The sequence below is a fragment of the Rhizobium sp. TRM95796 genome, from assembly GCF_025779995.1.
GTDB lineage: Bacteria > Pseudomonadota > Alphaproteobacteria > Rhizobiales > Rhizobiaceae > Rhizobium_E.
The window spans coordinates 1,144,136-1,156,506 of sequence record NZ_JAOXHE010000001.1 but is presented as its reverse complement, the minus strand read 5'-3'; the positions used below and the strand labels follow the sequence as shown (position 1 = coordinate 1,156,506).

Annotated in this window: 7 protein-coding genes; all 7 read right to left on the bottom strand. The window is 63.2% G+C overall.

Annotated elements, in window-relative coordinates:
• Positions 1-4: 4 nt before the first annotated feature.
• The 7 genes from glgA to OCK01_RS05420 all read right to left on the bottom strand — a co-directional run bounded on the left by glgA (position 5) and on the right by OCK01_RS05420 (position 12,371).
• Positions 5-1,447, bottom strand: coding sequence for a glycogen synthase GlgA (gene glgA / locus OCK01_RS05450; protein WP_263823014.1), 1,443 nt, complete (start codon positions 1,445-1,447; stop codon positions 5-7).
• 7 nt (positions 1,448-1,454) lie between these two features.
• Positions 1,455-2,714, bottom strand: coding sequence for a glucose-1-phosphate adenylyltransferase (gene glgC, locus OCK01_RS05445; RefSeq protein ID WP_263823013.1), 1,260 nt, complete (start codon positions 2,712-2,714; stop codon positions 1,455-1,457).
• A gap of 25 nt (positions 2,715-2,739) precedes the next feature.
• Positions 2,740-5,049: a 1,4-alpha-glucan branching protein GlgB gene (gene glgB / locus OCK01_RS05440; protein WP_263823012.1), complete on the bottom strand. Its 2,310-nt coding sequence runs from the start codon at positions 5,047-5,049 to the stop codon at positions 2,740-2,742.
• Positions 5,046-7,511 (bottom strand): glycogen/starch/alpha-glucan phosphorylase, encoded by a 2,466-nt coding sequence (locus OCK01_RS05435; protein WP_412178968.1) that lies wholly within the window; start codon positions 7,509-7,511, stop codon positions 5,046-5,048. The genes glgB and OCK01_RS05435 overlap by 4 nt, the downstream gene beginning before the upstream one ends.
• A gap of 316 nt (positions 7,512-7,827) precedes the next feature.
• Positions 7,828-9,006: a vWA domain-containing protein gene (locus tag OCK01_RS05430; RefSeq protein ID WP_263823011.1), complete on the bottom strand. Its 1,179-nt coding sequence runs from the start codon at positions 9,004-9,006 to the stop codon at positions 7,828-7,830.
• A gap of 111 nt (positions 9,007-9,117) precedes the next feature.
• Positions 9,118-9,999: a transglutaminase family protein gene (locus tag OCK01_RS05425; protein WP_263823010.1), complete on the bottom strand. Its 882-nt coding sequence runs from the start codon at positions 9,997-9,999 to the stop codon at positions 9,118-9,120.
• 8 nt (positions 10,000-10,007) lie between these two features.
• Positions 10,008-12,371 carry a circularly permuted type 2 ATP-grasp protein gene (locus OCK01_RS05420; RefSeq protein WP_263823166.1) on the bottom strand — a complete coding sequence of 788 codons (2,364 nt, stop codon included), beginning with the start codon at positions 12,369-12,371 and terminating at the stop codon, positions 10,008-10,010.

The following is a 12,371-nucleotide window of genomic DNA, read 5'->3' as shown; positions in this document are numbered from 1 at the left end:
GCGGTCATACCTTGGCTCGAAGCGTTTCGTAGAGATGGGCGTATTGGCGGGCGCTGGCGGTCCAGGAGACGTCGGAGCGCATGGCGGCCCGCTGCATGCCCGTCCAGAGGGCGTGGTCGGAAAAGAGTTTGAAGGCCCGGGTGAGCGCGCCGCCGAGGCCTGCGTCGCTGACGGGCGAAAACTGGATGCCGGTGGCGACGCCAGCCGACAGCGCCGCGCCATTGGCGTCGATCACCGTATCCGCCAGTCCGCCGGTTCGGGCGACGATGGGAATGCAGCCATAGCGCAGGCCATAGAGCTGGGTCAGGCCGCAGGGCTCGAAGCGCGAGGGAATCAGGATCGCGTCGGCGCCGGCCTGCATCAGGTGAGACAACGGCTCATCATAACCGAGCACCAGGCCGACCTTGTCGGGATGGCGTTCGGCCGCATCGCGCAATTGCGCTTCGAGCGCGCTGTCGCCGGCGCCGAGAACGGCGAGAGAGCCGCCTTCGGCGACGATCCGGTCGACGGCGGAGGCGATGAGATCGATGCCCTTCTGATGGGTCAGGCGCGAGATCACGCAGAACAGCGGGCCTTCGCTGGGCGACAGGCCGAAGCGCTTTCTGAGTTTCAGGCGGTTCTCGGTGCGCCGTTCCAGGGTCGCGGCGCTGTAGTTCACAGCCACCGCGCTGTCGCTGGCGGGGTCCCAGACCTGCGGATCGATGCCGTTGACGATGCCGCTGAGGTCGGCTTCGCGCGCCTGCATCAGGCCTTCGAGGCCCATGCCGTATTGCGGCGTCTTGATCTCCTCGGCATAGGTGGGGCTGACCGTGTTGATCGCCCAGGCGGTCCTGAGACCCGCCTTGAGAAAGGCGACGTCGCCGTAATATTCGACATCGCCCGAGTGATAGGCGTCCTCCGGCAATTCGAGCCCGCCGAAGATCCCGCCCCAGAAGCGGCCGGGAAAGGCGATGTTGTGGATCGTCATCAGCGAGGGCACGCGGGCGCTGGCCGGGCTGTATTTCAGGTAGACGGGCGCAAGACCGGCCTGCCAGTCATGGCCGTGCAGAAGTTCGGGCGTCCAGGACGGATCGAGCCCGTTGCACAGCCGGTTGGCCGCCATCGACAGCGCGGCGAAGCGCCGCCAATTGTCCTCGTGATCGCGACCGCCCGCATCCGTATAGGGCCCGCCCGGCCGATCGAAATATTGTGGCTGGTCGAGCACGTAGAGATCGAGCCCGGCATGACGGACGAACAGGATGCGCGCCGGCGCGCCGATCAGGCTCGGCAGTTCGGCGACGACCGCGGCGTCGCCGATCTTGCCGAGCACTGAGGGATAACCGGGCAGCAGCGTCCGCATCTCCACGCCGAGAGGGGCCAGCGCGAGCGGCAGAGCGCCCGCGACATCGGCCAGGCCGCCGGTCTTGATGAGCGGAAAGACTTCCGAAGCGACCGAAAGGACTTTCATCTGCGCCTCAGCCAAGACGATCGATCATCGCCTGGGTGATCAGGCAGATGCCGCTCTCGGTGCGGCGGAAGCGGCGGGCGTCGATCTCGGGATCTTCCCCGACCACCAGGCCGTCCGGAATGATCACGCCCCGGTCGACGACGCAGTTCTTCAGACGCGCATTGCGATGCACGGTGACCTCGGGCAGCACCACGGCGTGGTCGAGCTGCGAATAGGAGTTCACCCGGCAGCCGGTGAACAGCAGCGTGCGGTTGATGGACGCGCCGGAGACGATGCAGTTTCCGGAGATCAGAGACGATACGGCGGCGCCGCGGCGGCCATCCTCGTCATGGACGAATTTCGCCGGCGGCGTGATTTCCGAATAGGTCCAGATCGGCCAGTTGCCGTCATAGAGGTCGAGTTCGGGCACGATGTCGGTCAGGTCGATATTGGCCTGCCAATAGGCGTCGACCGTTCCGACGTCGCGCCAGTAGGCATGCGTCTCGGTCTCGGCGCGGACGCAGGATTCGGCGAAGCGATGGGCGACCGCCTTGCCGTGCTTGACGATATACGGGATCAGGTCCTTGCCGAAATCGCGGCTGGAATTGGGATCGGCGGCGTCGCGGCGCAGCAGATCCATCAGGAACTTGGTGTGGAAGACATAGATGCCCATCGAGGCCAGCGCGAATTCCTCGTTGCCGGGAATGCCGGGCGGATCGGCGGGCTTTTCGATGAAGTCGATGATCACGTCTTCGGGATCGACATGCATGACGCCGAAACCGGTGGCTTCCATGCGCGGCACTTCCAGGCAGCCGATGGTGACGTCGGCGCCGGAATTGACGTGCTGGCGCAGCATCAACTCATAGTCCATCTTGTAGATGTGGTCGCCGGCGAGGATGACCATGTATTCCGGATTATAGGGCTCGATGATGTCGATGTTCTGATAGACGGCGTCGGCGGTGCCTTCATACCACTGTGTCTCCGACACGCGCTGCGAAGCCGGCAGAATGTCGAAGCTTTCGTTACGCTCGGGGCGGAAGAAGTCCCAGCCGCGCTGCAGGTGGCGGATCAGCGAATGCGCCTTGTATTGTGTGGCGACGCCGATGCGGCGGATGCCCGAATTCAGCGCGTTCGACAAAGCGAAGTCGATGATGCGGGTCTTGCCGCCGAAATAGACGGCGGGCTTGGCGCGCCGGTCCGTCAATTCCTTGAGACGGCTGCCGCGGCCGCCGGCGAGAACATAGGCCATAGCGTCGCGCGCCAGGGGTTGAATGCGTTTTTCCGCCATATTGAAGTCCTCCCGTATTGCTTCGTCAGTCTGCCAGTTCCAGCCACAGTGTGGCCAGTGGCGGGAGCGTGCAATGCGCCGCTGCCCGTCCGAGTTCCCCGGGCCCGGCGATAACCGCGCCCATATTGCCGATTCCGGAGCCGCCATAGACTTCGGAATCGGTGTTCATGATCTCCCGCCACGTGCCGGTTTCCGGCAGCGGTATCCGGTAGTTCTCCCGCACCACCGGCGTGAAATTCGTGACGACCGCGATCGGCTTCTCCCCCGGCGCCTTGCGCAGCCAGACATAGACGGATTGCTCATGCGCGTCCGCCATCAGCCATTCGAAGCCTTCCGGCTCGCAATCGCGGGCGTGCAGGGCCGGCTTGTCCTTGTAGAGATGGTTGAGGTCGCGCACGAGATTGCGCATGCCGGCATGGCTGGGATAGTCCAGCAGGCCCCAGTCGAGACCGCGCGCCTCCGACCACTCGCTCCATTGGGCGAATTCCTGGCCCATGAACAACAGTTTCTTGCCGGGATAGCCCCACATGAAGGCGTAATAGGCGCGCAAGTTGGCGAATTTCTGCCAATCGTCGCCCGGCATCTTGGCGATCAGCGAACCCTTGCCATGCACCACTTCGTCATGGCTGAGCGGCAGCACGAAATTCTCGGAGAAGGCGTAGAGCAGGCCGAATGTCAGCTCGTTGTGATGGTGCTTGCGATGCACCGGGTCGCGGGCCAGATATTGCAGCGTGTCGTGCATGAAGCCCATGTTCCACTTGAAGCCGAAGCCCAGGCCGCCATCATGCACGGGTGCGGAGACCTTCGGCCAGGAGGTGGATTCCTCGGCGATGGTGATGATGCCGTGATGCGAGCCGTAAAGCTGCTTGTTCATCTCCTGCAGGAACTGCACGGCTTCCAGATTTTCCCGTCCGCCATATTGATTGGGCACCCACTCGCCGTCTTTGCGCGAATAATCGAGATAGAGCATCGAAGCCACCGCATCGACGCGGAGCCCGTCGATATGGAACTTCTCCGCCCAATAGAGCGCCGAGTTGACGAGGAAGCTCGCGACCTCCGTGCGGCCAAAATTATAGATCGCGGTGTTCCAATCGGGATGGAAGCCCTGGCGCGGATCGGCATGCTCGTAAAGCGCCGTTCCGTCGAAGTCGCGCAGGCCGAATTCGTCAGTCGGAAAATGCGCCGGCACCCAGTCGAGGATAATGCTGACGCCGACTTTATGCGCGCCGTCGACGAAGCGCGCGAAACCTTCAGGCTCGCCAAAACGCGCCGAGGGCGAAAACAGGCCGGTGGTCTGGTAACCCCAGGACGGATCGAAAGGATGTTCGGTGACCGGCAGGAACTCGATATGGGTGAAACCCATCTCGACGCAATAGGGGATCAGCGCGTCGCCGAGCTCGTCCCAGCTCATCATTTCGTTGTCGGCCTTGCGGCGCCAGGAGGCCGCGTGGACCTCGTAGATGGAGATCGGCTGGCGCCGGGCGTCGACGCTCGACCACCAGGCGCGATGGGCGGCGTCCTGCCAGTCATGCGCCATTTCGCCCGTCGTCACCGAGGCGTTTTTCGGACGCAGCTCCGAGCGTCGTGCAAAGGGATCGGCCTTGAGCGGCAGAAGCGCGCCGTCCTTGGCGAGGATTTCGAACTTGTAGGTTTCGCCCGTGCCGATGCCGGGGATGAAGATTTCCCAGACGCCGGTGTCGGCGCGGTGGCGCATCACATGGCGGCGACCGTCCCAATTGTTGAAATTGCCGACGACGGAGACGCGGGCGGCGTTCGGCGCCCAGACGGCGAAATGAAAGCCGTCCGCTCCCTCATGACGCAGCGGATGCGCGCCGAGCCGATCGAACAGACGCTGATGCGATCCCTCGCGCAGATAGAAGTCGTCGAGCGGGCCGAGCACCGGGCCGAAGCCATAGGGATCGACCACGTCCCAGGAGCCGAGCGCGTTCTGGGCATGGTAGCGCAGCGGTTGCCGGCTCTTGATCGAGACGGGGCCTTCGAAGAAGCCGGCGGCGTCGCGGCGGGGAATTTCCCCCGCGACATCGCCGCCGAGCGTATAGGCGATCACGCTTTCGGCGCCCGGGATGAAGGCTCGCGCGATGAACTGCTTGCCGAATTCATGCACGCCCAGCACCGCGAACGGGTTGGCGTGCACGCCGTTGACGATGGCCGCGACTTCCTCGTTGAAGATGCGGAAATCCCTGTTGTCCTTCGCGCGCTCGGGCGCAGGCGCGCCGGAGCCCGCCTCCGCAGAAGCATCGGGCGCAGCCCGGTCGTTCGCAACTCCTCCCCCAGAACCTGTCTTGCGTCCGGCCGTTCCCGCCTTTTGGCTCATCCCGCTCTCCAGATTTCCTTGGCGTATTGCCGGATCGTGCGATCCGACGAGAACCAGCCCATGCGGGCGGTGTTCTTGATCGCGGTGGAGAACCAGGCGGACTCATCCGTCCAGAGCTCGTCCATATCGCGTTGGGCGGCGGCATAGGCGTCGAAATCGCCGGCCACCATGAACCAGTCATGCTGATAGAGGCCATCCACCAGGCTCGAAAAGCGGCCGGGATCATCCGGCGAAAAGACGCCGGACGAAATGGCGTGCAGCGCCTGGGACAATTCGCGGGAGCCTTCGATGAGGGCGCGGGGATTGTGGCCGTCGGCGCGCGCCTTGGCGACTTCTTCGGCGGTCATGCCGAAGATCTTGATGTTCTCGGGACCGACGCAATCGCGCATTTCCACATTGGCGCCGTCGAGCGTGCCGATGGTCAGCGCGCCGTTGAGCGCGAACTTCATATTGCCGGTGCCCGAGGCCTCCATGCCCGCCGTCGAGATCTGCTCGGAGAGATCGGCGGCCGGCACCAGCATCTCGGCGAGCGAGACATTGTAGTTCGGCACGAAGACGACCTTGAGCAGGCCGCGCACGGCCGGATCGGAATTGACGACACGGGCGACGTCGTTGATCAGCTTGATGATCAGCTTGGCGTTGTGATAGCTCGGCGCCGCCTTGCCGGCGAAGATCTTCACGCGCGGCACCCAGTCGAGCTCGGGGCGCGAGCGCATCTGGTCGTACAGCGCCACCGCTTCGATGATGTTGAGGAGCTGGCGCTTGTATTCGTGGATGCGCTTGGCCTGGATGTCGAACATCGCCGAGGGGTCGATCTTCAAGCCCATGCGGCTCTGGATCAACTGGGCGAGACGGGCCTTGTTGTCGCGCTTGACGGCGGCGAACCTTTTCTGGAACTCGGCGTCCTCGGCGAATTTATTGAGATCCTGCAACGCCTCGGTCTCGTCGAGGAATTTGTCGCCGATCGTTTCGCGCAACAGGTTGGTGAGATCGGGATTGCATTGCTGCAGCCAGCGACGCGGCGTGATGCCGTTGGTCTTGTTGTTGATCCGCTCCGGATAGAGCTTGTGCAGATCCGAAAACACCGTGACCTTCATGAGGTCGGTATGAAGGGCCGAGACGCCGTTGATCGAATGCGAGCCGACAAAGGCGAGATTGCCCATCCGCACGCGACGGTCGCCGCCCTCGTCGATCAGCGAGATCGAGCGGATCTGAGCGTCGGTGAAGTTGCGCTCCTTGCGCGCTTCCAGCAGGATCTTCGCGTTGATGCCGTAGATGATCTGCATGTGACGCGGCAGCAGGCGTTCGAACAGCGGCACCGGCCAGGTTTCCAGCGCTTCCGGCAGCAGCGTGTGGTTGGTGTAGGAGATCGTGTTGCGCACCAGGTCCCAGGCGGCGTTGAATTCGTAGCCGTGCACGTCGCAGAGCAGACGCATCAATTCGGCGACGGAAACGGCCGGATGGGTGTCGTTGAGCTGGATCGACACTTTGTCCGGCAGATTGTCGAATGTGTTGTATTGCTGGCGGTGCCGGCGGAGAATGTCCTGCAGCGAGGCGGAGGAGAAGAAAAACTCCTGCCGAAGACGCAGCTCCTGGCCCGCCGGGGTGGCGTCGGCGGGGTAGAGCACCCGCGCCAGGCTTTCGGCCTTGTTGCTCTCGCGCAGCGCGCCGATATGGTCGCCGGCGTTGAAGGCGTCGAGCAGGATCGGGTCGATCGGCTGGGCGGTCCACAAGCGCAGCGTGTTGACGCGCTTGCCGCGCCAGCCGACGATCGGCGTGTCGCAGGCCACCGCGATGACGCGCTCGGCCGGCTTCCAGACATAACGGGCGTCGCCATCGGGGGCGAGCACGGATTCCACCTGGCCGCCGAAGCCGACTTCATAAGCGCTTTCGCGGCGCTCGAATTCCCAGGGATTGCCGTGGGCGAGCCAGGTTTCCGGCAACTCCACCTGCCAGCCGTCGGCAATCTGCTGGCGGAAGAGGCCGTGGACATAGCGAATGCCGTAGCCATAGGCGGGAATGTCGGTGGTGGCCATGGATTCCATGAAGCAGGCGGCGAGGCGGCCGAGACCGCCATTGCCGAGCGCCGCATCCGGCTCCAGCGCCGCGACGAGGTCGATCTCGACGCCGAGCGTCTTCAGCGCGTCGCGCAACTCCTCCATAAGGCCGAGGTTCGAGACGGCGTCGCGCATCAGGCGGCCGATCAGGAATTCGAGCGAGAGATAATAGACGCGTTTGCCGCCGGAATCGTAGGTTTCGCGCGTCGAGGCCATCCAGCGGTCGATGATGCGGTCGCGAATCACCAGAATGGCGGCGGTCAGCCAGTCATGCGGCTTGGCGACTTTCACATCCTTGCCGATCCGGTAGGTCAGTCGTTCGACGATGTCCTTGGCGAGGGCTTCTGGATCGGTCGGACGCGGCGACGGAAAGGGGATTTCGGACGTCTCAGTATGTATGGTCATGGTCTTCTCGATGTCGCTACCGAATTGGAAATGTCGATGCAGCCTTTATGCGCATCGAAGGTGACGGGACGATGAGCTGAGCGGGTTCATGCGACGCATAAGTTCCCTTCGGCCTGGCATTTGTTGCAGACAATGCGACCTTGCCCAATCTGGCGTTTCCCCTTTGCGATGCCGGTCTGTCCCCGCCGAACATCTTTGTTGTTTCGACGATAATAGGCATTCCGCGACGACAAGATCAACTGTTGATCGACAAACAAAAAAACCGCCGGCGCGGGGCCGGCGGCAAGTCGTGCGGGGCAGGCAAAAGAAAACGGGTCTACTGGGTCAGGCGAGTCGCCGTCTCCGTGGCGCGTTCGCCGATATATTCGAAGGCGGCGTTGAGATCGTCGGCGTCCTCGGCGGAGAAATAATGCGCGCTGGTGGTGGCGCAGTAATTGAGCAGCGCCTTGCCGCGATCCGGCGCCATGAAGGCCACGGAATAGACTTCGATGCCGGCGGTCCGGGCGGCGTCGCACCATTGTTTCGTGGTCGTGTCCGCGGAGGTGTAGTTGTTGTCGCCGTCGGTCATGAAGACGATGAATTTGGAGGGAGTCTGGCCGTTGACGGCGGCATGCGCCGCGTCCTCGGTCGAGGCGTTCAGCGCCTGATAGGCCGTCTTGAGGGCGGCGCTCGAATCCGTGCCGCCAGTGGCGGTCAGCGCGTTTATATAGGTTTTGGTCCGGCTCTCGCCCCAGGCCAGATTGACCGGCGTCTGCATGGCGGAATTATACGACACGGCCGCCGTGCGGACGAGGACCGTGTCGGGGTCTGCGTCGCCCAGCTGCGTCATCAGGTTGTTGGCGGCGTTCCGAAGCGCGGTGATCTTGTCGTAATAAGTGTAGCAGGTATAGGTCTTGCGGCCGTAGCGGCAGGTGTAGGAGCCCGAAACCGTGTTGGTGTATTCCGCCATCGAGCCCGAACGGTCGAGCACCAGATACATCGACAAGGCGTTCTTGCTTTCGGTCGTCGACATGGTCGATGCGCTGACGGTGATGCGCCCGCTGTCCTGGCCGAGAAAGTTCGACAGGGTGGAATAGTCGACGTCGTAGCAGGTCGTGACCGTGACATTGTATTTCTTGGCTGTGCCGACCGTCGTCGTCTGCGTCGCGTTCACATGAGTGCAGGAAGCAAGGTCTGACTCTCTGTTCTGCTCTTCCGCTTCGTCGACATTGGCCTGGTTGGACATCTGGCCCTTGACGAAATCCAACGCGAAGGCCTGGGCCTGATCGGTCGTGATCGTTTGCTTGGCGAGCGCGGAAGCCGTCGCAAGCGCCGCGGCGTCGGCTGCGGCCTGCAGGGCGTTCTTGTTGGCGATCAGTTGCGAGGCGTCGATGGCGAGGCCCGCCGCGCCCAATCCCACCGGCAGGATCAGGGCGCTCATAATCGAGAAATTGCCGCGCTTGTCATTCAGCAGGCGGCGTAATTCGGTATAACATCTACCGTTCAGTCGCATCATGCTACTCTCGTCATGGAGTGGACATGCGGCGAAGGTTAACAGCGATGTCTTGTCGTCAGGTTTCCCGGCGAACTCGGATTTAAGGCAAATTTTACCGGTCTTTACAGGGTGTTAAGTCTTGACCGGAATCACGTCGACGGCCTGCGTCGTCGAATGGCTGCCATAGCTCTTGAGCACGCCGATGACGGGGGCGACATCGGCGTAATCGCGGCCGAAACCGACGCGGATATGATCCGAGCCCGCCATGATGTCGTTGGTCGGATCCCATTCCATCCAGCCGGTCGCCCGCCCGCACCAGACGCGCACCCAGGCATGCATGGCGTCGGCGCCTTCGAGCCGCTCCTTGCCGGGCGGCGGGATGGTGCGCAGGAAGCCGCTGACATAACCGGCGGGCACGCCGAGCGAACGCAGCGCGACGATCATGACATGGGCGAAATCCTGGCAGACGCCTTTCTTCAGCCTGAAGGCTTCCTTCGCAGGCGTGTCCACCTTGGTCGCGCCGGGCAGATATTTGAACTCCTGATAGATGCGTTTGCACAAAGCCGTCGCGGCTTCGCGGATCGACATCTCCGGCTTGACGATGTTTTTCGCCCAGGCGGCGATCTCGGGCGCAGGTCCGAGCCGCGGGCTGTCGTTGAGAAAATGATGCGGGGCATCGGCATCCACCGACCAGCAGTCGGAGATCTCCGAACCGAGCTTGGCGACCGTCGGCGAAAAATCCGCCTGCGGCGGCAGGTTCTCGACCTGTACGCGCGCCTGCAACCGGATCTCCATCTTGTCATGCGGTCGACGGAAGCTGACTGCGACGGCGGGATTCTTGAAGAAGTCGACGAAGTCGGAGCGCTCCTCCGGCTGAGGGGCGAAGCTGATCGTGCCGGCGATCAGCCGCTGACAAGGCCCGAGCGTCAGCGGAAGAACGCGCACCATGTGGCGGGCGCCGCTGGCCGGGACCTCGTAGAGATAGCCGATCTTCATCGTAATGTCGTAAAGCATGGCGGAGCCTAGCCGATATAGGTGCGGGCGAGAAGGTCGGAAAAGGTTTCCATTTCCCGTTCGAGACGACTGTATACGTCGTCGGACATGCTTTCCGGCGTCATCAATGCGAGAGTCGAATAGAGCCTGAGCGCCTCGCGGTGCACCGGCGACATCTGGCCGTTGACGATGGCGTTCGGCAATTGCTCGACTTCGGTTTTGATCTCGTTGAGCTGATAGAGCACCGAACGCGGATTCAGCGGATCGAGCGCCAAGAGATCGGTCACCGTCATCCGGGCGGTGGCGACATTGTAGCGACGGCGATGGGTCATGACGCTGTCGCCGATCTCGATCAGCATGTCGAGCGCGCCGTCGGGCGCATCCGGTCCCGACAGATGGCCTAGCAGGCGGGACATGTGCAGGCCGCGTTCGAGATAGCGGCCGATCGACAGGAAGCGCCAGCCGGTGAAGCGGTACATGTTTTCATGCACGAGACCGGCGAAACCGGCGAGCTTGCGCAAGAGAACGGTCATGGCACTGGTGGCGTCGTCGCCGGGCTGGATCTTTTCGCGGAACTCGCGCGCGGTCTTGGAGAGATCGTTGAGCGCCAGCCAGCCATCGGGCGAAAAGCGGTCGCGGATGTTCGACGCCGAATAGAGCGCGCTCGAAATATTCATCAGCAGGCTTTCGGGCACAACCTCTTCCGTGTCGATGTCGAGCGCGGCCAGATAATCGGAGACATTGGCAAGCAGCGGCTGCTTGCGGTCGGCATATTCGGCGAAACGGCCGTGCCAGGCGCGCAGGATGCGCAGCGCTCCTTCCGCCCTCTCGATATAGCGGCCGAGCCAGAACAGATTGTCGGCTGCGCGGCTCGGCAGGCTGCCGGGCATGTTGCGGGTGAAATTCTCTTCCGACGGCAGAAGCGTGGACCATTTCACCGGTCTGTCGGAGACGATCCAGACATCGGCGACCGAGCCGCCCTTCTGCATGGCGATGGCCGACACGTCGTCGCCGGCGCCGATGCGAGCGAAACCGCCGGGCATGATGGTCCATCCGTCGCGGGTGCGGGCGGCGAAGACGCGCAGGCTCATCGGCCGGGGCGCGAGCTTGCCATCGACGAAGGCGGGTGTGGTCGAAAGCTTGACGATTTCCTGTCCGACCAGGCGGCCGCCGCGCTCGGCGAGCGTTTTCAGGATTTCCGGATCTTTTTCGCGCAGCAGGCGGCCGGGTTTGGATTCGCCGGCGTCGTCGAAAAATGGCAGGCGGGAATAGGCCGGACCAATCACCATCTTGTCGAGATTGCGCGCCACATGCTCACGCTCTTTTTTCTGTCCGCACCACCAGGTGGCGATCGACGGCAGTTTCAGATCCTCGTTCAGCAGGCGTCGACAGATGGCGGGCATGAAGGCGAGGAAGGCGCGGGTCTCCAAAAGTCCGGCGCCGAGCGCGTTGACGATGGTCACGGTCTCGGCGCGCAGCGCCTGGGTCAGGCCCGGCGTGCCGATCTGCGAATGCTGGTTCAATTCGAGCGGGTCGGCATAGCTGGCGTCGAGGCGGCGCCATAACACGCTGACCGGCTTAAGGCCGGCGACGGTGCGCACCATCACCTGACCGTCGACCACCGTCAGGTCTTCGCCTTCCAGCAGCATGAAGCCGAGATAGCGGGCGATGTAGGAATGTTCGAAATAGGTTTCGTTGGCCGGGCCCGGGGTCAGGATGGCGATGCGATCGTCGGCGTTTTTCTTGTAGCTCTGCAACTCATCTCGGAACGCTCCGAAGAAAGAGGCGAGGCGATGGACATGGGTTTCGGCATAGATGTCGGAAAAGGCGCGGGTGGTGGCGACGCGGTTTTCGAGCGCAAAGCCGGCGCCCGAGGGCGCCTGCGTACGATCGGCGAGCACCCACCAATTGCCGTCGGGGCCACGGCCAATCTCGAAGGCGACGAAATGCAAATAGTGACCGCTGACCGGCTTCAGCCCGGCCACAGGGCGAAGGTATTCCGGATTGCCGGCGATCAGGCCCGGCGGCAGGAAACCCTCCTGCACAAGCCTGTTGTCGGAATAGACGTCGGCGGCGATAAGTTCCAGCAGTTCGGCGCGCTGGATCAGTCCCTCGGCGAGATTTTCCCATTCGCGGGCGTCGACCAGCACGGGAACATGGCTAAGCGGCCAGGAGCGTTCGGCATTGGGCGCGCCGCCATAGGCGCGATAGAAAACGCCGGCGTCGCGGAGATAGCGGTCGGCCTTGTCGAGACGGCGCTCAAGCTCAGCCTCCGGCATGCGGGAAAGCGATTCGACGAAGTGACGCCAGACCGGGCGCACTTTCCCGTCCGGTCCCAGCATCTCGTCCGGGGCGCCGGCGATCGGCTTGTAGTCGAAAGCGCGGTCCGCCAA

What these genes read in the sequence shown, in the direction of transcription:
- glgB (WP_263823012.1), bottom strand. Translation starts at nt 5,049, where the DNA reads ATGAGCCAAAAGGCGGGAACGGCCGGACGCAAGACAGGTTCTGGGGGA.
- glgA (WP_263823014.1), bottom strand. Translation starts at nt 1,447, where the DNA reads ATGAAAGTCCTTTCGGTCGCTTCGGAAGTCTTTCCGCTCATCAAGACC.
- OCK01_RS05425 (WP_263823010.1), bottom strand. Translation starts at nt 9,999, where the DNA reads ATGCTTTACGACATTACGATGAAGATCGGCTATCTCTACGAGGTCCCG.
- OCK01_RS05435 (WP_412178968.1), bottom strand. Translation starts at nt 7,511, where the DNA reads ATGACCATACATACTGAGACGTCCGAAATCCCCTTTCCGTCGCCGCGT.
- glgC (WP_263823013.1), bottom strand. Translation starts at nt 2,714, where the DNA reads ATGGCGGAAAAACGCATTCAACCCCTGGCGCGCGACGCTATGGCCTAT.
- OCK01_RS05430 (WP_263823011.1), bottom strand. Translation starts at nt 9,006, where the DNA reads ATGATGCGACTGAACGGTAGATGTTATACCGAATTACGCCGCCTGCTG.